The following is a 26,029-nucleotide window of genomic DNA, read 5'->3' as shown; positions in this document are numbered from 1 at the left end:
TTATTGGTCATCTCCTTCCGCGTAAACATGAAGGAGCGTATCTTCCGGTTTCGGATAAGGCGCGAGATCCGCATACTTTGTAGCTTCATTAATCTCTTGCTTTTGCCGTTCCTGAAGGTCACGATCCTGATCTTCACTCCATAGTCCGCATTCCATTAAATATTCTTTGAATTTAAGGATGCCATCTTTTTGACGGTTCTGTTCAACTTCTTCTTTCGTCCGGTACAGCATGTCATCATCCGACGTTGAATGAGGCATGAGTCGATAAGAAATCATTTCGATGAGCGTCGGACCTTCGCCACGAGCTGCTCTTTCTCTTGCTTCCTTCGTCACCCGATACATTTCTAATACATCGCTGCCATCTACTTGAATACCCGGGAAACCATATCCCAGCGCACGATCCGCGATTTTTCCTGCCACTTGTTTATGAAGAGGAACGGAAATCGCGTATTGATTATTTTCACAAACGAAAATAACAGGAAGCTTATGTACACCCGCGAAATTACAACCCTCGTGGAAATCCCCCTGATTGCTGGAGCCTTCACCGAAGGAAACAAATGTGACGAAGTCTTGCTTTTTCATTTTGGCAGCAAGCGCGATACCTGCAGCATGCGGCACTTGAGTCGTAACAGGGGACGACCCTGTGACTATATGATTTTTCTTATCGCCAAAGTGACCAGCCATTTGTCTTCCACCGCCTGTTGACGTCTTCTGCTTTGCAAAAAACCGCAAGCATTAAATCCCTCACTGTCATGCCTACCGATAGTACAAACGCATAGTCACGATAATAGGGCAAGAAATAATCTTTTTGAGCTTTCATCGCAAAAGCCATCCCTACCTGACCAGCATATTGTCCCATTCCAGATACGTGAAAAGGTATTTTACCTGCACGTTGAAGCATGAAAGCTCGCTCATCATATTTAGCTGCAAGACTCATGACTGTATACATACGTACGGCTTCGTCGTCAGACAAACCTAAACTTCTATGTTTATATAGTTGACCAATAGACATGGAGGTTGCCTCCTTTAGAAATTTTAGGTACCACATAAATTTATTACCTGGTCCTAGTACTTGACTCTATATGCTTATTATAAACGCAAATGTTTATGATTACAATTTTTATCCGCTAATTGCAATCCCATCGACGGCCAGCATCGCTTCTCCTAAAGCTTCCGACAAAGTTGGATGAGGATGAATGGTTTGGCCCACTTCCCAAGGGGTCGCATTCAGTACTTGTGCAAGTGCTGCTTCGGATATGCTGTTAGTCACATGCGGTCCAATCATGTGTACACCCAGAATGTCATTCGTTTCGCTATCTGCTATAACTTTTACAAAGCCATCTGTATCTCCATAAACAAGTGCTTTTCCAATCCCTTTGAAGCTGAATTTGCCAATTTTCACTTTGTGTCCTTGGTCGACAGCCTGTTGTTCGGTCCAACCAACACTAGCTATCTCCGGTCTTGTATACGTACATCTTGAAACGAGATGCGCTTGCAATTCATGCGGAGTTTGACCAGCCAGGTGTTCAGCTGCCAAAATCCCTTCATGACCGGCCATATGCGCCAACATGAGTCCTCCAATAACGTCGCCAACCGCATAGATATGTGATTCCGTCGTTTGCATGAACCGATTCACACGAATGACACCTTTATCTATTTTAATATCTGTATTTTCAAGCCCGATTCCCTCAATATTGGCTATACGTCCAACAGAAACAAGCACCTTATCTGCCGTTAATTCAACGATCTCCCCTTGCTTGTCCGCTTGTAAAGTAACACTGCCTTCCGTCACCTTCACGGAATCAGGAAGCACTTTTGCTCCGGTAACTAGGTTAATGCCGCGTTTCTTAAACAAGCGCTCTAGCTCTTTCGAAATATCCGCATCTTCTAAGCTCACTAATCGTTTATCCTGCTCGACTATGGTAACCGCTACGCCGAAATCGCTCAGCATCGAAGCCCATTCTACGCCAATCACACCGCCACCGACAATAATGATTGACTTCGGAAGGCTCTCCATACGCAAAGCGTCTTCACTTGTTAAAATATAGGTACCATCGATCTCTAAACCTGGTAAACTACGCGGTCTGGAACCTGTAGCAATGATCAAATTACTCGATAGAAGCGTTTCGATATCCCCGTCTTCTTTCTCTACAGAAACAGCACCGCTGCGTGGTGAAAAGATAGAAGGTCCAATAATTCGGCCATTGCCGTAATGGACCGTAATTTTATTTTTCTTCATCAGAAATTGCAGCCCTTGATGCAGTTGATCAACAATACGTTGTTTACGGTTAAGCACACTGTCAAACTTCACCTCAATGGACTCCGCAGAAATGCCATATTCCTCACTTTTCTTCATTGTTGCGTATACTTCAGCACTCCGAAGGAGAGATTTACTTGGAATACAGCCTTGATGTAAACAAGTGCCTCCAAGCTTGTCCCTTTCCACGATAGCCACAGTTTTCCCTAATTGTGCAGCCCTTATAGCCGCGGTATAACCTCCAATACCACCACCAAGAACTACGACATCATATCTATGTTCACTCATTATGTATTTCCTCCCTATTAAGCGTTCACTACCTCATATGTATACACTTCTCTCTATTATATTACCCTTTTTTGGTCACCAAATCATAGTCTTATTTGTGAATTAGACACACTAACAGATTCAGAGTATGATGATATAAAACATGTATCATGCAAAGTAAGGAGCAGCTATGAGAGCGCCATTTTATCGATTTATTGCTATTCTTCTTCTCGTTATTCCTGGTTTGACAGCCACCTATGGGTTCCTTGCCATGAAGGATGCCTTTTTCGCTCAATTCGATACGGACGGTCATCTCCTGTGGGGAAAATTTATCCTTGGGCTTATTTTGTTTCTCCTAGGTGTTGCTTTTATTGGAGGATGGACGTTTTTCCGTGATCGTAAACGAAATTATGTGGCTCCAAGATTTAAACCTAATCGCCGCAAATAGACCGAACTTTCAAGTTCGGCCTAAACGATCTAACCAATGAAGGAACCGGTTCTTTTCAATCATTTGCGTAATGGAACTCACCTCCGCTTGTTTATGAAGGAAGCCAATTACAGCAACAATCACACATTGTGCTTCCCAAGGCAAGATCATGATGATTCCATAACCTAAAGTAAAACCAAGTAGATTCGAACCGGCATCACCAAGCATCCCGAAGCCACGAATATCAAGGTTATATAACATCAATCCACCCATGCATACCGGGATCATTGGAAAAAACACACTCGTTTCCAAGTCTAAAACATACAAGCCCATGAGCAAAACCGCACAAGTACTACCCAAAAATGCTTTTAATGAACGACCTGGTCGAACGTCAAGCAAGTTCAAGGTATTCGTCATTAGTATCAGCAATATAAGCTCAACCCCCATCTGCCAGAGGGGGGTTTGATCGTTTTCGACCGTTAATACAAGCCATGTGGCAATCGATAATGTGCCTAATGCCTTTACGGCTCCCATCGATAAAGATTTTGTATCCATCCAATACCGGAAATGTCCCTTTAGACCTTTTATGGCTTTACTGCCTATTAAATCATCTGTCCAACCTAATAAGAAAATGAATGTAGCGGCAAAGGTGAATACCCGATTATTCACTTCAAGGGAACTAAGCTCTTTCAGCAATGAAATTCCGCCCATCAAGACTGAAGATTCTAACCTTACAGCGCCTTGAAGAACCAGCTCCTGAAGCCATAATAGCAACCAAAGAACGACCCCCATCCCGCGAGGGATGGTATGGCCAAGATAGTTCGGCCCTACTTGCCCATGGGCCTCCAGAAAGCGCCTTACGTGCGGCAGCATCCACCACCCTGCCGCTCCAAGCACAATCAGATCGATGATCGATCCGATGAGAACCATACCCGCTTCCTCTCCTTCCAGCGAGTCAGCAGTGTCAAACCAACCGCGGCGAATTGCTTGCCGCGGTGAACACACCCGTGCCAATCCCGCCCCGTTTCACGGTGCGTGATGGGCACGTCCAGCTCCACGATGCGCAGGCCATGCCGCGCCGCATCGATCGTTAGCGCGACTTCCACGCCGAAGCCGCGCGCGAACCCTCCAAGCTCCCGAAGCCGATCAGCACGCACCGCGCGCTGTCCGGACAAGGGAGCTTCGGTCTTATAGCCGCTGAGCCGGTGAATACCGCGGCGGGCCAAGCCCTTGACCAAGCCGAAGCCTGCTTTGGCGCCGGACGGCGGCAGCTTCGCTATCGCCATATCCGCTTCGCGCCGCAGCAGCGGCTCGATGAGGACGAGCGCCTCCCCGGCCGTGGCCTGCAGGTCGGCGTCAAGGAAGAGCAGCAGGTCGCCGCGTGCCTTGGCGACACCTGATTGCATCGCCGCTCCTTTGCCGCGGCGGCGATCATGCTTGACCAGCTTGTCCACCCAAGGCCAAGCAGCCTCGTAGGTATTATCGACGCTGCCATCATCGACTACAATAATTTCGAACCTCATCCCCGCCCTCTTAATAAAGTCGGCCTGATTTAACAAATGTTGAAGTGTACTCGGAATCGTGCTTGCTTCATTCCAAGCTGGAATAATGATGGATAGATACGGCTTCATCCTTCACCTCCAAGCTTCCAAACAACGTGAGCAACTCGCTTCAAAATCCAGTGAAGCTGAAAAAGCCCTAAAGCAATAAAGAAAAGTGAAAGAAAAGCAGTGGTGGCAACCTCTTTCGTCCATAGATACGGCTGCTTATATAGGGCGCCTATACTTTTGATATCTACCAAACGCGATCCTACCTTCATCCGAACAAGAAGCGTGCTTCCCATGCCCTCCCTCCCTTTTTCCAGAAAATCAATCATATGGGTATGCGCGCCAACCGTAACTAGCCACTCCCCCCGCTGCTCAAAGGCGAGTAAAAGCGCCGCATCCTCACTGGTTCCGAAGCAAGGCAGTACATGCGCGAATAACCCTAATGCGTTCGTACGAGCCATCCCCGGTGCCGTTCCATTCGGGTAAGCATGGACAATTAACTCCGCACCGCACAAAAGGGCTCGATCCGTCACGCTGTCCATATCGCCTACAATAAGATCCGGCTGATAACCGCACTCCAGCAGTGCGTCGGCTCCCCCATCTACCCCAATCAGAATCGGCTTGACCTTAGAGATAAATGCTTTTGCGGCAAGCAAATCCTTCTTAAATCCCTTCCTTCTGGATACAACCAACACATACTTACCCTCGCAGTTCGTCCGTAAGGGTAGTGAGGGCAGCGGCTCCATAACAGCTTGCTTCTCCCGAATTGCATAGGTTAACGTATTATCAATAAATTGCTCCAATAGCCTTGACGATTGATCATTCGCTAGCTGCTGCAAGCTTATCCAATTTTCACGTGTAAATGCGGTACAGGAGATATGCTGATCTTCGGCGATGATCCTATCTTCATAAATCGAAATCTCCTTATTCGATTCAAAAGCTTCGAACGCAGATGATTCCACTTCCCAAATCGGTATTTGCTGCTGCAGCAGCAACAGGGGTCCTTGGGTCGGATACGTGCCACTCATCGTTTGTTGGCAATTAATGATCGCTTTGACTTTACGATCGATGAGTTCCTGTGCAATGACTTCATCCAGGTCACGGTGCTGAAGAACAACGATTCGGCCTGGCGGCAAATCACGCAGCAATACTTTCGTAATCGCCCCTACGCTAATCTTCCCTTTGCAGAGCGGCAGCGGCTTCGAAGAAAACAATGACAACGAGGGCCAATTCATGATAGACACCGACTTTCCATTCGTCTCTTGGCCTACTTATTTTGCCCTTCGCCACTATATTCTATGTATATTTTACCTATCTGATGGCAAGTATTGGGTTATATTCTTATTGAAAGGAGATGAAACATCCATGGAGCTAAACATGAGCGCAGACGAAGTGTTAGGCCACATTGTACAGCTTCACAACACCGGAGAGTCGCTAGCCAAAAAAAATGTGAAGAAGCTGCATCCTGATCTTATGAAAAATGCCCTGTATTACTACCCTAGCTGGGAGCACGCCTTGCAAAAGACTGGAGTAGGCAACATCGTTCACTAAACATACATAAGATTGCACACAAAGAGCTCCAAGGGGGTTTAACCTCCTTCGGAGCTCTGTATATTCTACGTTCCTTGCTTCGTTATTCAAGCACTTCCCATTCAACTTGCACCATTCGATCTACCCATGTGCGGATTTTTATTTCAATCGCACTTTCGATTTCTTCATCCGTCATTTCACCAAGTTTATATTCCGCTATTTCAAGTACATCCTGCTTGACCATTTCGCCCGACACGGCTAGTTGAATTTGAATACGCAAGCCCTCACCCTTTTCTAAATGAAGTGAATATATGATTGATAAGAAAACTTTCCATTGCAGCTAGGTAACTGATTAATTACAATTAACATGAGTAACAATCAAATTTGTAAGAGGAAAAGAGGAATCCCAATGTCACGAACCCAAGCACAAAAAAATCGACAACGAAGTTTACGCGAAGGCAAGCTCGATCCTGCTATCAATCGACTGCACTGGCATGGAGTCAACCCCGTAACCAAAACGATGCCTACATTGAAACAATTACTAACTAAACAAAATCATAAACACAAATCAAGGAATTTGAACCATTCGCATGGTGATGATTCCTTTTTTCATGCTTCATTATGCTCTTGGATCGTGATTCCTTGTTCGGCTGCATAACGGACTAACGCATCTCTTTCCGCAGGACGAAAGGTATAATTACAATCAAATCCGTTAAAGAACAGCTTCCACTCCCTCACAACTCCGTTATCTCCCAGCTCTAACTCCGCTACATATAAGGAATCAGGTTCATCTTCAAACTGAAGTCCGATGTGGAGCTGTACCTTCCCTTCGATAATTTCCTGCTCACAATAGTCCATAATCACCAGTGTAGGTCCTCCTATTGAATTAAATCTTTTTTATTTATATAATATACTAATGCGCACAAGCTAAACAACGAGGTGAGACTTTGATCCGAGGTCAAAGATCCCTATACGACAATGCTAGTTTATGCTTAAGCTTACGTAGAAAGTTTTGCTAAAGCAAAACTCTTAGGAGGAATTACAATGGCATACGATCCGCAGGTAGTAGATGCAACAATAGTTAGTGATAATAAAAAAAATGGTCTTTTCGAAGTCGTTGTCTCACTGAAAGACCGCAACAAATGCCGTCTTTTCTTCGAAAGAGATTCCGAAACCGGTATCGGCAAAGTGACTGATTTGAATAGATTGATGAAAGAACCTTGTCCGATATGCCGCAAAGATTACCTTTGCAACTGTCTTGACCGTTACAAATATTCAATCGCGGATCAAGCTCTAACATTCATAAAATAATGGCATGACGAAACCCCCTAGCTAACTCAGCTAAGGGGTTTCATTGTTATTTACGACTTTGTTGATATTGCTTACACGCATGAATCCATTCCTTCACCATGTTCGGATTAGATGCGAAATGCAAATGTGTATAGCCGGCAACAAGATTCCCTGTGAGATATCCATCTGCTTTGGTTCCAAGCCTGCCCTTCGATTGAAAGGCAGCTTTCACATCCGCACCCTCATTAGCTTGAAAAGTTGAATAATGAAATTCATGGCCGCGAGCCTGTTCACCTGCGGGCAGCAAGAAGTTTTCCTCTACACCTGCAGCCTCGCGGTAACCTAGCGCTGCTAACTTGGTTTGCATGGTGACTTTTCCGCGGGATCATGCCCACCATTGGAAATTCATTTCCTGCAGTATCTACAATTTGTTCCGTGAGGAACATAAATCCACCGCATTCAGCGAGTGTCGGAATACCTTCCTCAATTCGGCTGCGGACAGAAGACTTAACTGCTTCTTCGGCAGCTAATCGCTCCGCGAATTCCTCGGGAAATCCTCCACCAATGTAAAGTCCATCCGCATCAAGAGGAACCACTTCACCTGCAAGCGGCGAAAAGAATACACATTCCGCCCCCCCCGCCTCTAACAGCTCCAGATTTTCCGGATAATAAAAGTGAAATGCGGCATCTTTGGCGATCGCGATTTTAACTCGTTTCGATACCTCAAGTTGATCTTTGCTAGTGAATAAAACGGGCTTACAATCTATTGGCTCAGCTGCGGCTAAATCCAACAAAAGGTCCAAATCTATATGTGCGGTCACTTTTTCAGCTAAAAACTCAAAAAAAGGTTGGAGCTCGCCTCGCTCAATCGATGGAACTAGACCTAAGTGCCTTTCAGGAAGTTCAATGTTCGCATCACGCGGCAGATACCCAAGGACAGGAACACCACATTCCTGCTCGATAGCTTGCTTTACCATCTTATAATGCCCTTCGCTGCCTGCTCGATTGACAATAACACCGACAATGCTATCGCCTTGACCAAACTGCTGAAAGCCTTTCACGATTGCAGCGGCGCTTCTAGCCATACTGGCAATGTTGACAATTAATACGATCGGAGCACCTAGGATGCGTCCTATATCCGCGGTACTGCCTTCATCTGTTAGTGGGTTTTTGCCATCAAACATCCCCATAACACCTTCGATTATCGATATATCTGAAGCTTGACTTCCGCGTTCAAATATTTCCTTCACTGCTTCACTCCCAGTCATCCATGAATCCAAGTTGCGTGAAGGCCTTCCCGTCACTGCCGAATGATAGGTTGGATCAATATAATCGGGACCACACTTAAATCCCTGAACCGTAATTCCTCGTTTCTGTAAAGCAGCCATAATACCGATGGTCAAGGTGGTCTTCCCTACACCACTGCCTGTGCCTGCAATGACAATCCGCCGATCCATCACAAGGCACCTCGTTCGAATGGAGCAGAACCAGTAAAGTCGAGTAATCCCACAGAAATGGTGACATTTCCTGATTTTTTCTTAACTACTGCTAGTTTGTCTTGGCCCGTATAAAGCATAACAGCCGGCTCACTTACCGCATACGCTCCTGTAAACTGATACACAGTCTCAGAAGGTGCCTCAACGGTCACAGTGTTCAACTCTTCAGGTGAATAGGTGATGAACTCCCAGCCGTGATTACGCGTAACCTCGAGCAAGCCTACTTCGTCCTTCTTCAAATCAATCGTACAAACTGCTTTCACACTTCGTATGGAAAATGAAAGCTCTTCAAGTGTTAATTGTATGACTTGTTCAATTTCATCAGCTGAAGTTCCGCGGTTACAGCCTATTCCGAGAATGATAACTTTCGGTCTGTACAGCACACCGTTAGTTAGAATGCTTTCCTCCTCTGGCTCCAAAAGACGATGCGTAATGAGCAGAACGGCATTCGGCTCGCTTGCTCGACCATCCGAAATCGATGTAAACCGCCCAATATTGGCGGGTATTGGGCGTTCGTGCGTCCACCAATTCGGTTCACCCGATTCCTGAATAACAGCAATTCGTTCTTCATTAACGACAGCAGCGCTGACCGGGGTCAGTTTATCTGCCGAGTCCCAAACCCAGCCGAAACGACGGCCGAAGAGATCAACAGGAATCGTTTTTTGAACATCCGAAGCCGTCGTAATGACAGCTCTAGCCCCAATGGCTGCCGCAACCTCATGGGTCAGCTCATTGGCGCCACCCAAATGTCCTGAAAGCATACTGATTACATTCTCCCCGTTATCATCAATGACGACAACCCCCGGATCTTTCTTTTTATCCTGTAAGAGCGGAGCAATCATACGAACAACAGCACCGAGGGAAATGATGATAATAAGTCCTTGATAAGCAGGAAATAAGGCTGGAAATAGTAACCGAACACTACCTGTAAAAAGTTGTATCGAGCGCTGCTCTTCGTCACCTTTGACGAATTTGCTCATGTAATATACATCCGTGCCGCTCATTTGCTCATTCAGCTTACGTGCAATCTCGACGCCATGCTTCGTAATAGCTACGATCGCATAGTCATTTTGCTGTCGTATAACAGGAATGACTCCCTCTTGAAGACTAATCGTCATGGCTTAACACCTCTGCGGAAGCGGTGCGTAAATGATTTATCGTATAACTTGGAGCGATACTCCTCTTTGCCGTGAATTTCCGGATCCAATGCCCAGCCTGCCAATATCATCGCATGCGAACGGATACCATGGCTCCGCATATCCTCTTCCAGCTTTCCTACCGTTGTACGAACAATTAGCTGATCAGGCCAAGTAGCACGCTGAACAACCGCAACAGGTGTCTCCTCACTCCACCCCGCCTCAATAAACTCGCTAACAACTTTCTTGATTAAAGTCGCGCTCAGAAACAAGGCGATTGTACAATGATGTGCGGCAAGATCACGCAATTTCTCAAGCTCCGGCACTGGCGTACGGCCTTCCGCTCGAGTTAGAATAACCGTTTGGGTAAGATCTGGTATCGTGAGCTCTGCGCCAACAGCCGCGGCTGAAGCGAAAACGGAGCTTACGCCTGGAATAATTTCATAGCCAATGTTTTCTTTACGCAGCAAAGCGATTTGTTCCATCGTTGCACCGAACATGGCCGGATCTCCGGTGTGCACACGCACGACCATCTTCCCCTGTTTAAGGCGGTCGACAATGATACCAACCATTTCCACCAACTCCATGCCCGAGCTTTTCAGTACTTCTGCTTCAGGCTTCGCCTTAGCGATCAACTCTTCATTCACAAGCGAGTCTGTATACATCACAACATCTGCTTGTTGAAGAAGCTTTAAGCCTTTCACAGTGATCAAATCCGGATCTCCCGGTCCTGCACCAATAATATAGAGTTTCATCTATTTTCTCACCACCATCAAGGTTAAATATTCTAATTCTCGTCCTTGCAGTTCTTCCACATTACGCCAAATCTCTTCCTCCGAGGAAGTAACTTTGGTTAAAACGGATGCCTTATTCACGAGTCCGAGATCGCGAAGTACGGATAGCATCAAATCTATCACTTTAGCGACCTTGATGAACACGACACAATCATGTTCTTCAATGGCCTTGCGCATCTTGTCGTAGTCGTCCATCGCCGGGACGATAGCAATTTGCTCGTCACCATCCGCTAAGGGGACGCCCAAACGAGATGCAGACGCGTTAATCGAAGAAATCCCTGGAATGGAGACAGCCTTTACTTCGGGATGACGTTCGTTCATAAGACGCATCAAGTGAATGTAGGTGCTGTAAATCATCGGATCGCCTTCCGTCACAAAGGCAACATCTTTCCCTTGCACCAAATGTCCCCAAACACTTTCAACTGTCTTCGTCCACTGCATTTCAAGCGCTTCTTTATCCCTTGTCATTGGAAAAGTGAGCCCCATCATTTCTTTTTGCTCCGTATTCACGTACAGCTCTGTAATCGCTAGCGCATAGCTCTTGGCCCCACGCTTCTTTCTTGGGTAAGCGATCACCGGACATTCTTTTAACAATCGAAAAGCCTTGACCGTAATTAATTCCGGATCGCCTGGGCCAACACCCAAACCATATAGTGTACCGAGATTACTCATCGCCTGTTCCTCCCTCCATATCCGTCTGCTTGCGCTGCGCTGTGATGATGTAGATCGGATTCAGTGCGTCGAATCGTTTCATATGTAGGATAGGCTTGCTGCGCGATACTTGTACAAGCGATATCTGCGTTGTAAAACCAACCTTCTCAAACGTCTTATCAGCTTCGTATAACGTCTCTATCGTTGCTGCATTCAACACAATCCTGCCATTCGGCTTCAGTCTAGCTGCACATATTTCTAACAGCTCTTGCATCTCTCCACCGCTTCCGCCAATAAAGATGGCATCCGGATCAGCGAAAGCATCGAGACCTTTTGGTGCTCTGCCATGTACGGCCGTAAGATCAACACGAAATTTGGCGCTGTTTTCCAAGCAATTATGGAGATCGTCTTCGTTTTTCTCGATGGCAAATACAGCACCTTCACGAGCTACGCGTGCCGCCTCAATGGCTATGGAGCCTGTACAAGTTCCAATATCCCATACGACACTATCCACTTGTAAAGCTAATTGACTGATGCTTAATACGCGAATTTCTTTTTTCGTTATTAGCCCTTTATCCGGTTTGCGTTGGGCGAACTGATCATCTTCAATGCCAAGCGGCCAAACAGGACCTTGGATTTGTTTTTTCAAAATAACCACATTGAGTGGTGAAAATGTTTCCGTGACCAGCTGGTCCAAATCGTACCAACCACAGCGTTCTTCGGCTCCGTCCAAATTCTCTGCCACAAAGGCACGATATTCGGTCATGCCAAAAGAAAGCAAATAAGCCGCAATCGCACTCGGTGAATTCGTTTCATCCGTGAGCAGGGCCACTTTGTCTTTCCCGTCTATTCGCTGCGCCAAGCCCTTGATACTCCGTCCATGGACGCTTGAGATATAAGCATCGTGCCAGCTTTCCCCCATCCGGGCAAAAGCCAGTTGAATCGAGCTAACAGCCGGGTAAATGTGTACACCTTCCAGCTTCTTCTCTACATAACCGCCAATCCCATAAAAGAGCGGGTCGCCAGAAGCCAAGATGACAATGGAACGTTCTTCTTTTTGAAGTTTACTCATGAGCTCAGGCAAGCTGCCTTTTATGACGATCCTCTCGCCCTTATATTCTGGAAAAAAGGCAAGATTACGCTCTCCGCCAACAAGCACTTCACTTTCATTAATCCATTTGATATATAAAGGGAGCAGGCTCCCTTGTCCGTTATCGCCGACACCAATCACTTTCACGCTTCTACTCATTCGTATGCACTCTCTCCATTCTCGCTTAGCTTCACCATCGCCGATTTCCCTAAGAGTTCAGCTTTCATCGAAATGATCACTGTTTCTATGAAATCAAACCCGTCTCTCGCAACCTCTTCTAGTCCAGCTAGGTTACAGCGCTCGCATAAACGCTCAAAATAACGTAAATTTCCTGTACCCGCCATTAAATCTCCAACCTGTGAGGCTGTATTGGCACCCCTGATTTCTTCAACAAGCGCATCGGACGCTTCCGATTCGATCGCGACCTGTGCAAGAAACCCAAAATCAACCGGAGCACTCTTCGAATGCACCATCATCACACCCTGTGCCACCTTTGAGAATTTACCCATCATGCCGACCAAAGTCACCTTACGAATGCCTTGCCTTTGGGCTTGAATCAGGGCAAACCCGACGAAATCGCCCATCTCGATAAAAGCTTCCTCCGGAAGCTCGGGATACATGTTAATCCCGAATATTTCCGTCCGGCCGCCGGTCGAGAGCACCAGATGCTTGCAGCCGCATTTCACGGCTACGCGAATCGCTTGTGCGACACTGGCCTTGTAGGCCGCACTCGAGAACGGCACCACCGTGCCACGGGTGCCGAGAATCGAGATCCCGCCGAGGATGCCAAGACGCCCATTCAGCGTCTTCTTGGCGATTTCTTCGCCGGCGGGCACAGATACGAGCACGTCAACACCGTGCACGATCTCGTAATGGTCAAGCACTTCCTGCACGGTTTCGCGGATCATTTTCCGCGGGACCGGGTTGATCGCCGCTTGACCGATCTCGACGGGCAGGCCAGGCTTCGTCACGCGCCCAACGCCTATGCCTCCATCGATGCCGACGCCAGGCTCGGCACGGAAGCTTACGCGCACGATGATCTCCGCACCGTGCGTCGCATCGGGATCATCGCCGCCGTCCTTGATGACGGCGGCTTCGCCCCACAGTTGCGTGTATTCGCAGCTGTGCAGGGCAAATTCAACCGTCTCCCCGATGGGGATACGGATATGTACGTGCGTTTGTGGCGCTTGCTCGATGAGCGCCACTAGTGCTGCTTTGGCTCCTGCGGTTGCGCAGGAGCCAGTGGTGTAGCCGTGGCGCAGTGGCTTGCCCGGTACTTCCTCCATAGGCGCTACTCCTTACGCGCCGCCATAATCGACAGCGCGTTGACTGCTGCCACGGCAACGGGACTGCCGCCCTTGCGGCCGATATTCGTGATGAACGGAATGTCCAGCTTGGCCAGTTCATCCTTCGATTCCGCTGCGGAAACGAATCCAACAGGAACACCGACGATGAGCCCCGGCTTCGCGATTCCTTCTTTGACGAGTCGAATCAACTCCAGCAGGGCTGTCGGTGCGTTCCCGATGGCATAAATAGCTCCATCCGCTTCCTTAATCGCTTTGCGAATTGAAATAATCGCCCGTGTCGTATTCAGACGCTTGGCTTCCTCCATGACATCCTTGTCCGAGATATACACTCTCACATCGCCGCCGAATTGCTCAATACGCGGTTTACTAATGCCGACTTGCACCATCTGAACATCGGCTACAACGATTTTACCAGCTCGAATGGCAGCAATGCCTGCTTCAATTGCTCTCGGGTGAAAGACAAGACTGCGTCCTAATTCAAAATCTGCTGAAGCATGAATTACACGCTGTACAACTGGATATTGCTCTGCAGTAAACGAATGTTCGCCTAATTCCTCTGTAATCATCTCAAAGCTTTTCTCTTCAATTTCCTGCGGTTGTACCGTTAATGGTTTAAAATCCGTATGAAAATCCATCCTATTTAACCCTCCTAATGAATGCTATCGTTTACAAATTGTATAACACCTTGAAAGTCAGAATAGAGCGTCCCATATTCAAGTTCTGGTCTACCTATCACAATACTCGGAATACCCATTTCCAGTGCTGCTTCGAGCTTCTCATCCACGGCTCCGACTTTTCCGCTTTCTTTCGTTATCATTAAGGTAACTTTGTAATGGTCATAAAGTGCTTTATTTAACTCTTTGGAAAAAGGGCCCTGCATAGCCACAATATTTTTCTGTTCAATGCCCAATTCTTCGCATTTCTCCATATTATCTTGGCGCGGAAGCATCCGCGCAATAAGCCTCGTATCGGGAAGTCCAATCAGACGATCAGCAAAAATCTTCAACGTTTTGCTGCCGGTTGTCAGCATAATGCTGCCACGTTTCTCAGCCGCTAACTCTGCAGCCTGTTTATAATCATCAACCGTCGTGATAAGCGCCCCCTGCTCGATGGACAAGCTTTGACGTTCGAAACGAACATAAGGCACTGCTGCCATTTTAGCCGCCGCCATCGCATTCTTCGACGCTTCCTCAGCAAAAGGGTGGGTCGCATCAACTACTACGCGTAAGCCTTTTTCTTGAATTAGCTGGTTCATATCTTCCGCGGTCAGGCGACCTGTGAGTACCGGAAGCCCTTCCGCCTCCATGCTCTTCGCTGCACTTTCGGTCACAACTGTTGTGAGCACAGCATAACCTGCTGCGCGAATCCCTAACGCCAGCTCCCTAGCGTCACTCGTACCTGCAAGAACGAGAATCATCGTTTGTCACCTCTAGCATGGTCATGGTCATGGTCGTGGTCATGGGCGTGGTCATGGTCGTGGTCGTGGTCGTGCTCGTGTTTGTGATCGTGATCATTATGGTGATGATCGTCATGATCATGATGGTGATGATGATCGATATGCTTCATCGCCTCTAGACGATATTGGCACATGTCGCAGTTCATCTTCACTTCATCCTGAAGCGCTTCCTGCGCGCGTCCAATCAGAATCTCTTGCAGCATCGGATGGAAGCCAAAATAAGGAGCCATCTGGAATTGTTTATCTGGATATGTTTCCCGATACCCTTGAACCATTTGGTCCATACGTTGAATCAAAACGCCTGTGAACAGGAAATACGGCAAAATGATAACCTTTTTTGCGCCGAGCAGCAAACAGCGCTCAATCCCAGCATCCATCAGAGGTGCTGTAACTCCGATAAAGGCTGTTTCCACCCATTTCACCTGAAGCCTCTCCCAGAATAAGCGAGAGATTTTAAACAGATCACTATTCGCATCTGCATCACTGCTTCCACGTCCAACTATAAGTAAAGCTGTTTCACCTAAGTCCTCTTTCACTTGAACTCCGAGATCTTCTACCCTGGAGGATAAAATATCCAGAATTTGTTCGTGTACCCCAATAGGTCTACCGTATGTAAATTTCACCAATGGATATTTAAATTTCGCATCATCAACAGCAGACGGGATATGAATTTTCGCATGCCCAGCTGCAAATAAGATAATAGGAATGACCACAATATGAGTTGCCCCCAGTTCTACACAGCGATCAATTCCTTGCATGATCGTTGGTTGAACAAATTCTAGGAAACATGTCTCCACAATTTGCTCTTGCATCTTACTCGCTATTTCTGAAACAAAGAGGCGAACTTCCTCATTCCCGCCTTCTTCCCGACTCCCATGACCCACAAATAAAACAGCATTCATCCTTTATTTCCCCCTAATTCTAATCGCCGCAAATGGCATTTTCGATGACGAAACCTACCATTTCTTGATGGCGGTAACCTTCAATTTCTTTGACACGCTTGAAAAATTTATGAAACCGTTCGTTCGGATGTCCTTCTTTTTGGTAACGTTCCACGATCCTGCCAACTAATTCAACAAGCTCCGCAGGTTCAATTCCTTCTGCAACAGGCTGAGCCGCATGTGCATTTCGACCTACTGTTTTTCCGCCAAGAAATAGATCAAATTTCTCTTTGCGGTAGACGATGCCGATATCTTGCTGAACAGCCCCATAACAAGCCATTCCACACCCGTTAAAGCCAATTTTCAACTCTTTAGGTACTTCTAGATTGCCAATTCGATGATGGATTGCTTCCGCATAAGGAATAGATTCACCTTTTTCCAAATTACAAAAATCGCATGCTTTGATTTGGGCAACATCACCAATCGGTGATAACAATAAACCAAGTGCACTTAGTTCGGATGTAATCTGGTTAGGGTTATTGGTTTGCACACGAACAATCAGTTGATGATGTGGCGAATATTCAATATCTCCACGATCTCCAACAATCTCGCCTAACGCACACAGTTGGGCTGCTGTTAATTTTTTATTCGCGATGCCGGGGCTTACTGCAAACTCAAAGATAGATTGGGTCGCAGTCAGCTTATTGTCAAATTCAAAAGACACCTCTTCATTCCCTTTGGATACTAGCTGCAAGGCTTCCATTGCAAGCTGTAAGGAGTTACTAGGTGACAAATTCGGCGATGACTTCAGCTGGGAAGGTTCTTTAATTTCAGTAACCTCATCCTCCAAGAGTTCATCTTCTTCATCTAACTCCTCCATGGATTCATCCCAATCCTGCTCATCCAATTGTTCCAAAGCCCAGGGCTCTGCCTCGGATTTCAACCTTTGATGTGGCTTGAGCGGTTGTGTTTCAGCACCTAATGTGTATTTCCGTTGATAACCGCGTGGTGTAATCATGAGTCCGTCATACAGCTTGGTTGCGGAATTACCAATAATAATTGTCGTTAACATGCCAATATCATGATTCAACATATCAGCAAGCGTCGTCACAACAATATGTTGACGATCTCGATACGCACTTTTGACAATCCCAACAGGTGTTAAAGGAGAACGATACTTAAGGAGGATACGCTGAGTCTCAACAATCTGTCTGGTCCGTCTACCGCTTCGCGGGTTATAGAGGGCAATGACGAAATCAGCCATCCCCGCTGCCTCAACCCGCTTCGCAATCAGCTCCCATGGCGTAAGATGATCACTTAAGCTAATGGTGCATGAATCATGCATAATTGGAGCACCTAGCAGAGATCCAGCCGAATGAACAGCTGAAATGCCAGGAATCACTTCCACTTGAACGCCTTCCTCACGCGTCCAGCCTTGTTCCATCAATACCTCATAGACAAGACCGGCCATTCCATACACGCCGGCATCTCCACTGGAAATAACGGCAACTTTCTTCCCCTGCTTCGCTTGCCGCACAGCCTCTTGCGCACGACTCACTTCTTCCGTCATGCCTGTTCGAACTACTTGCTGATCGGTTAATAGACCTGCTATAAGATCTACATAGGTGTTATATCCGATGATAACTTCACTTTCCCCAATCGCTTCCCTTGCACGCTTCGTAATATGTTCAAAACTCCCCGGTCCAAAGCCGATAATGAGCAGTTTTCCTGACAATTTGTATCACCCTTCCCCGTAATTACACAAACAAAAAAAGCATCCCTAACATAAGTCATGTTAGAAATGCTTGGTAAATTACTACAGTTAACAAAACCAGAAGTAACCGCTCTCTAACACTCCCTAATTCCTCGTAGGGTTATTGTGTTGTTGAATTAGGCAGGTCTCCTGACTTCATCATCCCCTTGCGCCTTCCCAGGTTGTTACCCAGTGGCATGTTGCAAGGAGTTACCGTAATAAACGGCGATTTTCACAGTGGCGGGTCCGTGCCGGTATTTCACCGGTCTTCCCTTTTAACCATACATCCGAATGGAAATATGGCACCTAATTCCAATGATATGCAATTACGATCATCCTACCATCTATTGATAGGGTTGTCACGTATTTATTCATAGATGGCTTGATAGAGTCCTTCCATCAAACTCTGGTAACTGCTTGGATTATAGGTCATTTCTGCAAAAGAAACTTGAATGACCTTATTGATCGTTTTAACGATAAAAAAACTATCCTTCCCACGCTCCGGGTCAATATAGGTATAGCACTCTAAGTGATTGCTTCCCGTTTTTTGACGTAAAAATTCCGTTGCTTCCGCACTTAAATTCGCATATTTAGGCATAGTTAGGTTCCTTTCCATTTAAACGAAGTGATGCTATCTATTATAGCGTATTTTTACCCTTTGATTCCTATTAAACGAGAAAGTATTTCTTTAATTTTCAGAATTTTCGTACTATAATGAATCTATCAAGATATCGCTTTCATTATATGAAGGAGGAATTGATATGAGCAGTCATGAAACGAATGGATTGGTGTTTGTCTTTACTGGCACTAGCGGTTCTGGTCGTAAAACAATTGCCCATCACATTGCCAAAGAGCTTGGTTTCTCATCTGTCGTCTCCTACACAACTCGAACACCTAGACCCAAAGAAATCAACGGGAAGGATTATAACTTCATCTCACGCAAAGTGTTCATCGATTGTGACATTGCAGGTGAATTTTTTCAAACTGTTGAAATTGACGGGAATTTCTATGGTATTAAGAAAGCGGACATCGATGAAGCGCTTCGCAAAGACGGACTTATCTATGTCATTGTGAATCGTTATGCAGCTAACCGTTTCAAGTATACATTTGGAGAAAGAGCTATCCGCTTGTTCATCTATGTCAACAAACAAACGATCATGGAACGCATGCTTGCTCGTAACACGCCAACAGACGTCATAGACCACTACATGAACCACTACATAGAGGAAGTCTCCTACCGCAAGGATTGTGAACATGTTTTTGAGAATATGAATTTACAAGAAACGATCGACAAAGTGAAGGCAACCATGCTCGCCTATATGCCAACTACAACCAGTTAAGTGTGCTATTAACGCCAAGAGACCCGGTGATCGACATCACCGAGTCTCTTTTTTACGATCCAACATTCATTTTAATGGGGCTTTTTTCCTCTTCAAGGCCAAGAATCCGCCTAATAGTGAGACCGGCACGATGACAACAAAGCCAATCAACTCATACCATAACGGAATGCTATGATTGGTTAACATGGAATCAAATCCGATTGCAGCGCCGATGACACCAATAATGGCCGAATTGAAATATTCGGCACGCTTCGCAACCTTAGCGGCGATGAATCCGCCAAGAAACGACCAGAACAATCCAATTACCAGAAGCAAAAGTAATAGGCCTACATTCGAATATATAACACTTACATCCTGCTCATCCACTGGGCGATTAGCAAAATAGATACCGCCAATTAACGAAGTCGATATCAAAGTCCCCAAGTTATCAACCGCTATACCAAGCAGTACACCCAGAAAATGAAATTTTCGTTCACTTTTTTGTTCAACCATAGATTCTTCTTCTCTCCTGATCACTTCGATCTACCAGCCTTATCCATAATACCATGTGGGAGTCTTAGTATCCAGTTCTTACCTAGCAGACCTGATAGACTGGGCTATCTCTTCAGCAACCTTCTTCACATAGTTATTACGCTTTTCAAGAAACTGAGTCATATATTTTGCTAAAAACAAGTGATCAACAAGCTTCCCCAATCCTCCAAAAGGTGAGGTGTAATCGAACGTATCCACCATCAAAGTGCCTTGCTCTACAGTTACAAACTCATGTGTATGACGAAATCGCTTGAATGCCCCTCTTACCATTTCATCTACAAAGTAATGCGGCTTATCCATCTCAGTAATCTGGGCAGTCAATTGCTGCTTAATACCTAAATGATAAGCTTCCCAAGTCACTGTTTCTCCACGCTCAATCAGCCCCTGTGTCCTACCTGTTATCGCTCTCTCCTTCGTATGGGAGGTTGATTCCGCATGGATATCTATACTTCTTGCCAAATCAAAACACACCTCGATAGGTGCATGAATAAGTAACTTCTGTCGTATAGTTGGCATTGACTCCTCTACTTCCACCAAGTGTCTATCGGATAATCTGCGGCATTCACGATGACAGTTTGACCTATTTTTGGTGTGACAATTGACACTTTGTTAGCATGTGCTGCCCTTGTGGCACGCTCTACCGGTTCTGTCCAGTCATGTAAGGCCAGCGTGAATGCTCCCCAATGTATCGGAATTATCAGCTTCCCTTTCACATCCAAATGGGCTTGGACTGTTTCTTCCGGCATCATATGAATATCAGACCAGCGATCATCGTATTGTCCGCACTCCATCAGAGTAAGATCGAACGGACCATATTTAAGCCCAATTTCTTTGAAATGGGAGGAATACCCACTATCACCACTGAAGAAGATGCTGGACTGCTTTCCTTTGATCACCCACGAACACCATAAGGTAGCACCACGATCCGTCATACTTCTCCCCGAAAAGTGTGTAGCTGGCGTACAAGCCAACGTTAAACCTTCAAACGTAAACTCATCCCACCAGTCATACTCTTCGATCTTCTCAGGCTGCACACCCCATCTGATCAGATGACCGCCAACCCCAAGCGGGACAAAAAACTTGTTCACTTTATGCTTAATCTTCATGATTGATCCATAATCCAAATGATCATAATGGTCATGTGACAAAATAACGGCATCAATCACGGGCAGCTGCGCAATTTCAAAAGGCAATCCACCGCTATACCTTCCCTTCCCGAACCATGGAAACGGCGAAGGAGCTTTCCCGAACATGGGATCTAATAAAAGGGCTTTTCCATCGATCGTTAGTAAGGAAGCCGAATGACCAAACCAAGTCACTTTCGTTTCCAGATCCTTGGTCAAATTGGGGGTTTCCATCTCTAATTGCGTCTTTGGACGTCGATTCGGACTGCTTTTCGCAAAATCGAGCAAGATCCCCATTGTATTCCTCAAGCCCATATTCATCATGGTAGGAACAGGGTTTTCGAATTTCCCATTCAAATACTGAGAGGATCGCGAGAAAGACTGTGCCTTCTCCTTCGAGGGTCTCCGTCCGAAAACAGGGTAAACATTCACAAAAAGAACAATAACACACACAATTCCCACTACGAAACTCGTCAATATAAGTAACAACTTCTATGCCGCCTCCAAGCTTAAACTTATAGGAATAGTCTTTTTATGACTAGATGTATTAACGTAAATCCGCATCGTATGGTTCCAAGATTTGATTAACAACCGATTTTTTTTCAAAAATAGGGACAATAGCACAATCAGTCGATTCGCCCAAACATTCCTCAAAAATAGTCATAAGCTATCTCGAAACACAAACCAATATCAGTTGGAGGTTGATTCGGATGAGTTGTGGAACTGGCGTAGGTTATACTTCTTCAGCAGCAATCTTGGTACTGTTCATTTTACTGGTTATCATCACTAGCGCTTTTGTTTGGTAATTTAGAAAACAAATACAGAAGGGCTACCTATCCTCATAGGTAGTCTTTCTGACATTCCCCCGTTCCCGCCATGGTTCATATTAACAAAGAAAAGTTCATTGTATGTTTTAAATAAACTAAAAAGAACGCTCTGAATAAGAGCGCCCTCTTTTTGATATATAGGATTACAACCATCAATTTAATACGTTCGACTCGATCGTGACCAATTCATACAAATCATTCACATCACACCCCAGAGTGTCAGCGATAGATATAGCAGACTTAAGCGGCATGATTCTTTTGTTTTCAACAAAGTCGGTTATCCGCTCTGGCTTATAAAGCAAAGTTCGAGCGAGTTCAAAGGCAGTCATGTCGGATTCAAGTAATCGTTCACTAAGTAGGCAGCGACCGAGCTCATATTTCATTCTGATGACCTCCGAGATATTACAAAGATTCTAACCCTCTCAAGAAACCTTATGCTCGATGCGAAGCTTATCAGCAACCATCGCGATGAATTCTGAATTTGTCGGTTTCGACTTTGAGATGTTAATCGTGTATCCGAATTTCACATCTTAGAACAACAAGGGTTCTGTAATTGGTGATAACCTATAGCTTTCCCATCTCACTAGGTATTTATAGGCTTTATGACCATAATTTATTGGTCTGTGATTATTGTAATATGAGATGGATTTGAACACAAGTTCAAAGCCTATAAACTCACAAAATAATTACACAAAAAACAAGCCCCAAAAGTTACTTCAATATCGAAGGAGTCTTATGGGCTTCAGCTTGAATTTATATTAATGAAGAAACGTGTGACAATATATGAAAAAGTATTAAGCCCTGTCATTCAAATCATCTACTGTCATCCAGCCCTTTTAATCAATACGCTCATCAATCCATACCAATGATTGGCATCGTTTGTTGCCTTCATAACCTTCTTATCCTTCTTAAGTATCTCTTTCTTCTCATTCAGAAAATCAATTGTGACATAAGGTCTTTGCGTGTCGTTAACGATCATCTTAATGTAGATTCTCTTCACTTTGTCATTGCTTGAAGTCTTTTGCCCTGAAAGTCCTCCAATAATTGCTCCGACTCCACCAGCCAGAACACCGCCAATAACTGCACCACCTAATTGACTCCCCCTTGAGGTTTTCGTTATTTGTACTTCATCCTCAACAATTTCTACTTCTAGTATATCGGCAAACGAAAACTCTCTAACTTCATAATCAATAAAGCATAGTCGATTTTTCTGTTCATCAACTGCAATTGCAAGATCATACTTCTCAGTAACATACTTTTGAGAGCAGTTTATCCCTTTGGAAATCAGAAGTTCATTAAGTTTTTCATTTTTTTGATTTTTTGCGATTTCTTTCGCTTTGTTTGTGGGTTCTTCACCAATACCCATAATCATAATTGAACCGATAAAGGTTAATACTCCCCACCAAAATTGCCAATTGTACCAAAGAACAAATGTTGAAAGAAATACTATCCACCATGTATAACGTGCAATTTTCTGGACTATTGAAGCTTTACTTACTTCAGTTCTTTCAATTGTAGCTTCATCAACACTAAGTAGACTTGTCATGTTTTCCATGTTGTATTATCCCCATTCTAATATTTCAATTGTGTAACAATCTGAATATATCACGAGAATGTGGATATATAAACCATTTTGTTATGTATACCAGACAATGACTTATGCGGCTTTCCATGATAATTAATTCAAAAAGGAGAACATTCCTTGCAAATTGAACTAATTTTCGGTAAAGTCGTTAAAAGCATCAGAATAAAAAAGAACATAACCCAAGAACAATTAGCAACTGATAGCACCCTTGCACGAACCTACATTTCTGAACTTGAAAGTGGTAAATATCAACCTTCGCTAACAAGTTTATTTGATATTGCCAAAGGACTAAAAATGAAACCTTCAGAACTCGTCAGGCTCGTAGAGTTAGAATTTGATAATCAGAACCATTAAACGAACATAAAAAGACGCTCAGGAGCAATCCTAGAGCGTTTGCTTTCATTCTAGTGCCTTCTTACGACTGACTTAGATAAAATGCGAGTTTTATCTATGCTTTGTAATAACAAGTTTTACTAAGAGAGCTAGGCTTCCTCAATCCTACTTTTCCGATGAAAGAATCTCATACTTATAGTGACCTTTAACAAACATGCTTTCACCAGCAATTACACCGAAATGATCCTCACGCTCTTTTGCAAAATGAGATCCAAGACTTACATCTGAATAACCCTCGTACCATACTCCAGTTTCCAATTCAAAGGAATCGGATTGATCTGACACATCCCAGTTGTCCATGAAAGTTTGAGCTGTTTCATCTGCTTTAATTATGAAGAACTTAAAATGAGTCAAGACAACAGGACCAGATGATCTGTAAGACACCAAAGAGTTCTCAGGATCAGCGTAACCTTTAGCTATTACATGATTCTTCTTCACCCAAGATACATAACTACGAAAAGTTTTTTCTAGTTGTCTACGAGAGTAACCATCACCTTCTACACTCTTCATAGTTGTAGCTACAAATGTATCTTCATCAATGGTTCTATAATCTACGTTCAACTGAGCCTGATAATAGTTACGAATTGTAGTAGACCACATGTCTATATGCTGTTTATCTACCCAAGGAAACTTTGTCATGAATGCTTTGTTGCTCGTATCTGCCCAAGATTGCAAATCATACACATATGAAGGCATATCAGTAAGTTTGTTCCACTTAGCATCCCACACCTTACTCAATTCACGTCCCCAAGCATCCAGTACCATTTCTCCACTAGCAACTTTTGCTTGATACGCAGAATCACTCACTTGCACAGCATGACCACCATCATCCCAAGTTACCTTTGATGACAATGCTTCACTTACAAAGCGAAGAGGAACCATTGTACGTCCTTCCGTTAGTACAGCGGTAGTATCAAGCGTTACAGCTTGTCCGTCTACTGTCGCAACGTTTGAGCCTATAGGCAAGCTGATTGCCTTAGATCCATTTTTGATTGTAACGGTTTGAGTTGCTTCGTTCCAAGTCACAGTTCCTCCAAGTTTCTCACTCACGAAACGTACAGGAACCAATGTGCGACCATTACCGTCGATGTAGGGTTCTGTATCAGGGAACTTAACTTTTTGACCATTAACGATTACAGGTATCATTCGTAGGTCTTGTGTTGTAGTTGCTTGAGCTGGTGTTACAGAAAAAATTGTTGCACCTAATACCAATGTAGTGATTGTTCGCTTTAACATATATACTCCTAGCTTCATTCTGAGTTTTATGGAAGTTATTACCTTACTCCCCTAGTTAGTATACTATATTTCTCCAGTTTTGCATTCATTTTGAGACTTAATTCACTAGGCGTAGATGGCTTCCCTTAATTTTCAAAACACAATTACTCCGCAAAAACTTACCATCCTCAACTACAACCACTTTATCATCAAATTCTTTAATCTCAGAAGCACAATCTAATGTTCCAGCAAACCATACCTCAACATCCATATTAGCGTTAATGCAATTTTGTAGCTGCTCATCTGTTTTGATCGTTATGATCTCAAGCCATCTTTTCATTGCTTACACTTTAACAAACCATTTAGTCACTTGATTCTTATGTGTTTCTTTACAATTATCAAATTGTGCTTTTCTATGACCATTCGCTCCTGATGGATGTGGAAAGTCAAACAGGCATCTATCCTCTTCAAGTAAACCGTCACTTACAAACGTCCTCAATACATCAGAAACAGATTTACCTAGCGGTACGATTAATGCGCTATTCGTTGCCTTCAAATCTCTCCCCAGCAGTTCAGAAGCAATGTTATACAAGATTTCGGATTTTAAGATTTCTGGTTTGTGTCCTGTATAGTTCTCTCCCTTGAAAAAGACAGGGTATCTAATTACTGATGTAGTATGTAACAAGTCCCTTTGCTCACCAAATAACGATTCACTTGATTTAAGACCTAACGATTCTGGTAAGCCTAATTCATCCAACATTGCTATTAGGTTCTTACGCATTGAACCAGCAAAACTAGCCAACTGCTTGGCTCTCTTATCAATTTCTGTCACTGAAACCCCATCTAATAAATCTTGCCTAGCTTGCCTTATAGCTAATTCCATTTGTGTAAAGCCAGGCGTTATCCCTACAATCATTACCTTAGCTTGCTCATTTATGTAGTCAAATGGGGCATAGTATATTTTCAAATCGCCTTGCTCTTCGACAAGTAGATTCGATACCAATAAATCATCTTTAGTTAGATTTCCTGAAGGCAAAGATGTAATGTAATCTCTATAAACTACTAATTTTGAAATCAAGCGTTTCACCTTTCCTTAAAAAGACAAGATCACAGACCTAATTAAACTCAATAA

Annotated in this window: 30 protein-coding genes, 3 pseudogenes and 1 riboswitch; of the genes and pseudogenes, 6 read left to right on the top strand and 27 right to left on the bottom strand. The window is 44.5% G+C overall.

Going from position 1 to position 26,029, the window contains the following annotated elements:
- Positions 1-1,012, bottom strand: a pseudogene (locus QFZ77_RS18425) (thiamine pyrophosphate-dependent dehydrogenase E1 component subunit alpha).
- Positions 1,013-1,120: 108 nt separating this feature from the next.
- Positions 1,121-2,545: a dihydrolipoyl dehydrogenase gene (gene lpdA, locus QFZ77_RS18420; protein ID WP_307441672.1), complete on the bottom strand. Its 1,425-nt coding sequence runs from the start codon at positions 2,543-2,545 to the stop codon at positions 1,121-1,123.
- Between the two features lie 169 nt (positions 2,546-2,714).
- Between lpdA and QFZ77_RS18415 the strand changes: the two genes are divergently transcribed.
- On the top strand, positions 2,715-2,972 hold the full coding sequence (locus QFZ77_RS18415) for a DUF2627 domain-containing protein (RefSeq protein WP_057306385.1): 258 nt from the start codon (positions 2,715-2,717) through the stop codon (positions 2,970-2,972).
- A 9-nt stretch (positions 2,973-2,981) separates the two neighbouring features.
- Here the strand turns inward: QFZ77_RS18415 and QFZ77_RS18410 are convergent, their stop codons facing one another.
- From QFZ77_RS18410 to steA, 3 genes are read right to left on the bottom strand one after another with little or no spacing between them, the layout of a single operon-like run.
- Positions 2,982-3,881, bottom strand: a complete 900-nt coding sequence (locus QFZ77_RS18410) for an MraY family glycosyltransferase (RefSeq protein ID WP_307441670.1) — start codon at positions 3,879-3,881, stop codon at positions 2,982-2,984.
- On the bottom strand, positions 3,851-4,582 hold the full coding sequence (locus QFZ77_RS18405; protein ID WP_307441669.1) for a glycosyltransferase family 2 protein: 732 nt from the start codon (positions 4,580-4,582) through the stop codon (positions 3,851-3,853). The genes QFZ77_RS18410 and QFZ77_RS18405 overlap by 31 nt, the downstream gene beginning before the upstream one ends.
- On the bottom strand, positions 4,579-5,733 hold the full coding sequence (gene steA / locus QFZ77_RS18400; RefSeq protein WP_307441667.1) for a putative cytokinetic ring protein SteA: 1,155 nt from the start codon (positions 5,731-5,733) through the stop codon (positions 4,579-4,581). The genes QFZ77_RS18405 and steA overlap by 4 nt, the downstream gene beginning before the upstream one ends.
- Before the next feature lie 130 nt (positions 5,734-5,863).
- Between steA and QFZ77_RS18395 the strand changes: the two genes are divergently transcribed.
- Positions 5,864-6,049 (top strand): hypothetical protein, encoded by a 186-nt coding sequence (locus QFZ77_RS18395; protein ID WP_047674694.1) that lies wholly within the window; start codon positions 5,864-5,866, stop codon positions 6,047-6,049.
- Positions 6,050-6,131: 82 nt separating this feature from the next.
- Here QFZ77_RS18395 and QFZ77_RS18390 read toward each other — a convergent pair whose 3' ends face one another.
- The gene (locus QFZ77_RS18390; protein WP_307441664.1) at positions 6,132-6,308 is read right to left on the bottom strand and encodes a hypothetical protein; all 177 of its coding nucleotides are present in this window, start codon (positions 6,306-6,308) and stop codon (positions 6,132-6,134) included.
- Between the two features lie 329 nt (positions 6,309-6,637).
- Positions 6,638-6,892 (bottom strand): hypothetical protein, encoded by a 255-nt coding sequence (locus QFZ77_RS18385; RefSeq protein ID WP_307441662.1) that lies wholly within the window; start codon positions 6,890-6,892, stop codon positions 6,638-6,640.
- Between the two features lie 180 nt (positions 6,893-7,072).
- Here QFZ77_RS18385 and QFZ77_RS18380 point away from each other — a divergent pair, with 180 nt between their 5' ends.
- Positions 7,073-7,339, top strand: a complete 267-nt coding sequence (locus QFZ77_RS18380) for a hypothetical protein (protein ID WP_029192924.1) — start codon at positions 7,073-7,075, stop codon at positions 7,337-7,339.
- A 46-nt stretch (positions 7,340-7,385) separates the two neighbouring features.
- On the opposite strand, the pseudogene QFZ77_RS18375 reads toward QFZ77_RS18380, so the two are convergent.
- The 11 genes and pseudogenes from QFZ77_RS18375 to QFZ77_RS18325 all read right to left on the bottom strand — a co-directional run bounded on the left by QFZ77_RS18375 (position 7,386) and on the right by QFZ77_RS18325 (position 18,480).
- Positions 7,386-8,775 (bottom strand): annotated as a pseudogene (locus QFZ77_RS18375) (cobyrinic acid a,c-diamide synthase CobB).
- Positions 8,775-9,932 carry a cobalt-precorrin 5A hydrolase gene (locus tag QFZ77_RS18370; RefSeq protein WP_307441660.1) on the bottom strand — a complete coding sequence of 386 codons (1,158 nt, stop codon included), beginning with the start codon at positions 9,930-9,932 and terminating at the stop codon, positions 8,775-8,777. The pseudogene QFZ77_RS18375 and the gene QFZ77_RS18370 overlap by 1 nt, the downstream one beginning before the upstream one ends.
- Complete coding sequence (cobM, locus tag QFZ77_RS18365) at positions 9,929-10,705, bottom strand: precorrin-4 C(11)-methyltransferase (RefSeq protein WP_171692432.1); 777 nt, start codon at positions 10,703-10,705, stop codon at positions 9,929-9,931. Before cobM ends, QFZ77_RS18370 begins: the two co-directional genes overlap by 4 nt.
- A complete protein-coding gene (cobI, locus tag QFZ77_RS18360) occupies positions 10,706-11,416 on the bottom strand; it encodes a precorrin-2 C(20)-methyltransferase (protein WP_307441659.1) in 711 nt (236 codons plus the stop codon). It abuts the gene before it with no gap.
- Positions 11,409-12,644 (bottom strand): precorrin-6y C5,15-methyltransferase (decarboxylating) subunit CbiE, encoded by a 1,236-nt coding sequence (gene cbiE, locus QFZ77_RS18355; RefSeq protein ID WP_307441658.1) that lies wholly within the window; start codon positions 12,642-12,644, stop codon positions 11,409-11,411. The genes cobI and cbiE overlap by 8 nt, the downstream gene beginning before the upstream one ends.
- On the bottom strand, positions 12,641-13,771 hold the full coding sequence (locus QFZ77_RS18350; protein WP_307441656.1) for a cobalt-precorrin-5B (C(1))-methyltransferase: 1,131 nt from the start codon (positions 13,769-13,771) through the stop codon (positions 12,641-12,643). Before QFZ77_RS18350 ends, cbiE begins: the two co-directional genes overlap by 4 nt.
- Positions 13,772-13,776: 5 nt before the next feature.
- A complete protein-coding gene (locus tag QFZ77_RS18345) occupies positions 13,777-14,427 on the bottom strand; it encodes a precorrin-8X methylmutase (protein WP_307441655.1) in 651 nt (216 codons plus the stop codon).
- 14 nt (positions 14,428-14,441) lie between these two features.
- Positions 14,442-15,209, bottom strand: a complete 768-nt coding sequence (cobK, locus tag QFZ77_RS18340; RefSeq protein WP_307441653.1) for a precorrin-6A reductase — start codon at positions 15,207-15,209, stop codon at positions 14,442-14,444.
- On the bottom strand, positions 15,206-16,150 hold the full coding sequence (locus QFZ77_RS18335) for a sirohydrochlorin chelatase (RefSeq protein ID WP_307441650.1): 945 nt from the start codon (positions 16,148-16,150) through the stop codon (positions 15,206-15,208). Before QFZ77_RS18335 ends, cobK begins: the two co-directional genes overlap by 4 nt.
- Before the next feature lie 19 nt (positions 16,151-16,169).
- Entirely contained in the window at positions 16,170-17,864 is a 1,695-nt protein-coding gene (gene cobJ, locus QFZ77_RS18330) for a precorrin-3B C(17)-methyltransferase (RefSeq protein ID WP_307441648.1), read from the bottom strand.
- 141 nt (positions 17,865-18,005) lie between these two features.
- Positions 18,006-18,207: riboswitch (cobalamin riboswitch) on the bottom strand.
- A gap of 42 nt (positions 18,208-18,249) precedes the next feature.
- Positions 18,250-18,480: a hypothetical protein gene (locus tag QFZ77_RS18325; protein ID WP_307441647.1), complete on the bottom strand. Its 231-nt coding sequence runs from the start codon at positions 18,478-18,480 to the stop codon at positions 18,250-18,252.
- Positions 18,481-18,643: 163 nt separating this feature from the next.
- Between QFZ77_RS18325 and QFZ77_RS18320 the strand changes: the two genes are divergently transcribed.
- Complete coding sequence (locus QFZ77_RS18320; protein WP_307441644.1) at positions 18,644-19,222, top strand: guanylate kinase; 579 nt, start codon at positions 18,644-18,646, stop codon at positions 19,220-19,222.
- Between the two features lie 66 nt (positions 19,223-19,288).
- Here QFZ77_RS18320 and QFZ77_RS18315 read toward each other — a convergent pair whose 3' ends face one another.
- The 3 genes from QFZ77_RS18315 to QFZ77_RS18305 all read right to left on the bottom strand — a co-directional run bounded on the left by QFZ77_RS18315 (position 19,289) and on the right by QFZ77_RS18305 (position 21,174).
- Positions 19,289-19,714 (bottom strand): hypothetical protein, encoded by a 426-nt coding sequence (locus tag QFZ77_RS18315; protein ID WP_307441642.1) that lies wholly within the window; start codon positions 19,712-19,714, stop codon positions 19,289-19,291.
- Between the two features lie 78 nt (positions 19,715-19,792).
- A complete protein-coding gene (locus tag QFZ77_RS18310; RefSeq protein WP_307441640.1) occupies positions 19,793-20,269 on the bottom strand; it encodes an SRPBCC family protein in 477 nt (158 codons plus the stop codon).
- 8 nt (positions 20,270-20,277) lie between these two features.
- Positions 20,278-21,174 carry an MBL fold metallo-hydrolase gene (locus QFZ77_RS18305; protein ID WP_307441638.1) on the bottom strand — a complete coding sequence of 299 codons (897 nt, stop codon included), beginning with the start codon at positions 21,172-21,174 and terminating at the stop codon, positions 20,278-20,280.
- Between the two features lie 413 nt (positions 21,175-21,587).
- On the opposite strand from QFZ77_RS18305, the gene QFZ77_RS18300 reads away from it, so the two are divergent.
- Complete coding sequence (locus tag QFZ77_RS18300) at positions 21,588-21,683, top strand: YjcZ family sporulation protein (protein ID WP_082615175.1); 96 nt, start codon at positions 21,588-21,590, stop codon at positions 21,681-21,683.
- 173 nt (positions 21,684-21,856) lie between these two features.
- Here the strand turns inward: QFZ77_RS18300 and QFZ77_RS18295 are convergent, their stop codons facing one another.
- The 3 genes and pseudogenes from QFZ77_RS18295 to QFZ77_RS18285 form a co-directional block, all read right to left on the bottom strand.
- Positions 21,857-22,087 (bottom strand): helix-turn-helix domain-containing protein, encoded by a 231-nt coding sequence (locus tag QFZ77_RS18295; protein WP_307441636.1) that lies wholly within the window; start codon positions 22,085-22,087, stop codon positions 21,857-21,859.
- A gap of 39 nt (positions 22,088-22,126) precedes the next feature.
- A pseudogene (locus QFZ77_RS18290) lies at positions 22,127-22,225 on the bottom strand (sporulation initiation factor Spo0A C-terminal domain-containing protein); the annotation flags it as partial.
- Between the two features lie 302 nt (positions 22,226-22,527).
- A complete protein-coding gene (locus QFZ77_RS18285) occupies positions 22,528-23,259 on the bottom strand; it encodes a hypothetical protein (RefSeq protein ID WP_307441634.1) in 732 nt (243 codons plus the stop codon).
- Positions 23,260-23,406: 147 nt separating this feature from the next.
- Between QFZ77_RS18285 and QFZ77_RS18280 the strand changes: the two genes are divergently transcribed.
- Complete coding sequence (locus tag QFZ77_RS18280; protein WP_307441632.1) at positions 23,407-23,643, top strand: helix-turn-helix domain-containing protein; 237 nt, start codon at positions 23,407-23,409, stop codon at positions 23,641-23,643.
- Between the two features lie 144 nt (positions 23,644-23,787).
- On the opposite strand, the gene QFZ77_RS18275 is transcribed toward QFZ77_RS18280, so the two are convergent.
- The 3 genes from QFZ77_RS18275 to QFZ77_RS18265 form a co-directional block, all read right to left on the bottom strand.
- Positions 23,788-24,918 carry a copper amine oxidase N-terminal domain-containing protein gene (locus QFZ77_RS18275; protein ID WP_307441631.1) on the bottom strand — a complete coding sequence of 377 codons (1,131 nt, stop codon included), beginning with the start codon at positions 24,916-24,918 and terminating at the stop codon, positions 23,788-23,790.
- A gap of 97 nt (positions 24,919-25,015) precedes the next feature.
- A complete protein-coding gene (locus QFZ77_RS18270; protein ID WP_307441630.1) occupies positions 25,016-25,237 on the bottom strand; it encodes a hypothetical protein in 222 nt (73 codons plus the stop codon).
- A gap of 3 nt (positions 25,238-25,240) precedes the next feature.
- Positions 25,241-25,975, bottom strand: a complete 735-nt coding sequence (locus QFZ77_RS18265; protein WP_307441629.1) for a uracil-DNA glycosylase family protein — start codon at positions 25,973-25,975, stop codon at positions 25,241-25,243.
- Positions 25,976-26,029 lie beyond the last annotated feature (54 nt).

This window comes from Paenibacillus sp. V4I3 (assembly GCF_030817215.1).
GTDB lineage: Bacteria > Bacillota > Bacilli > Paenibacillales > NBRC-103111 > Paenibacillus_E.
Note: the sequence above shows the minus strand (reverse complement) of the source record. Positions and strands in the feature narration are given on the sequence as shown.

What these genes read in the sequence shown, in the direction of transcription:
- lpdA (WP_307441672.1), bottom strand. Translation starts at nt 2,545, where the DNA reads ATGAGTGAACATAGATATGATGTCGTAGTTCTTGGTGGTGGTATTGGA.
- QFZ77_RS18415 (WP_057306385.1), top strand. Translation starts at nt 2,715, where the DNA reads ATGAGAGCGCCATTTTATCGATTTATTGCTATTCTTCTTCTCGTTATT.
- QFZ77_RS18410 (WP_307441670.1), bottom strand. Translation starts at nt 3,881, where the DNA reads ATGGTTCTCATCGGATCGATCATCGATCTGATTGTGCTTGGAGCGGCA.
- QFZ77_RS18405 (WP_307441669.1), bottom strand. Translation starts at nt 4,582, where the DNA reads ATGAAGCCGTATCTATCCATCATTATTCCAGCTTGGAATGAAGCAAGC.
- steA (WP_307441667.1), bottom strand. Translation starts at nt 5,733, where the DNA reads ATGAATTGGCCCTCGTTGTCATTGTTTTCTTCGAAGCCGCTGCCGCTC.
- QFZ77_RS18395 (WP_047674694.1), top strand. Translation starts at nt 5,864, where the DNA reads ATGGAGCTAAACATGAGCGCAGACGAAGTGTTAGGCCACATTGTACAG.
- QFZ77_RS18380 (WP_029192924.1), top strand. Translation starts at nt 7,073, where the DNA reads ATGGCATACGATCCGCAGGTAGTAGATGCAACAATAGTTAGTGATAAT.
- QFZ77_RS18370 (WP_307441660.1), bottom strand. Translation starts at nt 9,932, where the DNA reads ATGACGATTAGTCTTCAAGAGGGAGTCATTCCTGTTATACGACAGCAA.
- cobM (WP_171692432.1), bottom strand. Translation starts at nt 10,705, where the DNA reads ATGAAACTCTATATTATTGGTGCAGGACCGGGAGATCCGGATTTGATC.
- cobI (WP_307441659.1), bottom strand. Translation starts at nt 11,416, where the DNA reads ATGAGTAATCTCGGTACACTATATGGTTTGGGTGTTGGCCCAGGCGAT.
- cbiE (WP_307441658.1), bottom strand. Translation starts at nt 12,644, where the DNA reads ATGAGTAGAAGCGTGAAAGTGATTGGTGTCGGCGATAACGGACAAGGG.
- QFZ77_RS18350 (WP_307441656.1), bottom strand. Translation starts at nt 13,771, where the DNA reads ATGGAGGAAGTACCGGGCAAGCCACTGCGCCACGGCTACACCACTGGC.
- QFZ77_RS18345 (WP_307441655.1), bottom strand. Translation starts at nt 14,427, where the DNA reads ATGGATTTTCATACGGATTTTAAACCATTAACGGTACAACCGCAGGAA.
- cobK (WP_307441653.1), bottom strand. Translation starts at nt 15,209, where the DNA reads ATGATTCTCGTTCTTGCAGGTACGAGTGACGCTAGGGAGCTGGCGTTA.
- QFZ77_RS18335 (WP_307441650.1), bottom strand. Translation starts at nt 16,150, where the DNA reads ATGAATGCTGTTTTATTTGTGGGTCATGGGAGTCGGGAAGAAGGCGGG.
- QFZ77_RS18325 (WP_307441647.1), bottom strand. Translation starts at nt 18,480, where the DNA reads ATGCCTAAATATGCGAATTTAAGTGCGGAAGCAACGGAATTTTTACGT.
- QFZ77_RS18320 (WP_307441644.1), top strand. Translation starts at nt 18,644, where the DNA reads ATGAGCAGTCATGAAACGAATGGATTGGTGTTTGTCTTTACTGGCACT.
- QFZ77_RS18315 (WP_307441642.1), bottom strand. Translation starts at nt 19,714, where the DNA reads ATGGTTGAACAAAAAAGTGAACGAAAATTTCATTTTCTGGGTGTACTG.
- QFZ77_RS18310 (WP_307441640.1), bottom strand. Translation starts at nt 20,269, where the DNA reads ATGCCAACTATACGACAGAAGTTACTTATTCATGCACCTATCGAGGTG.
- QFZ77_RS18305 (WP_307441638.1), bottom strand. Translation starts at nt 21,174, where the DNA reads ATGGGGATCTTGCTCGATTTTGCGAAAAGCAGTCCGAATCGACGTCCA.
- QFZ77_RS18300 (WP_082615175.1), top strand. Translation starts at nt 21,588, where the DNA reads ATGAGTTGTGGAACTGGCGTAGGTTATACTTCTTCAGCAGCAATCTTG.
- QFZ77_RS18295 (WP_307441636.1), bottom strand. Translation starts at nt 22,087, where the DNA reads ATGAAATATGAGCTCGGTCGCTGCCTACTTAGTGAACGATTACTTGAA.
- QFZ77_RS18285 (WP_307441634.1), bottom strand. Translation starts at nt 23,259, where the DNA reads ATGGAAAACATGACAAGTCTACTTAGTGTTGATGAAGCTACAATTGAA.
- QFZ77_RS18275 (WP_307441631.1), bottom strand. Translation starts at nt 24,918, where the DNA reads ATGTTAAAGCGAACAATCACTACATTGGTATTAGGTGCAACAATTTTT.
- QFZ77_RS18270 (WP_307441630.1), bottom strand. Translation starts at nt 25,237, where the DNA reads ATGAAAAGATGGCTTGAGATCATAACGATCAAAACAGATGAGCAGCTA.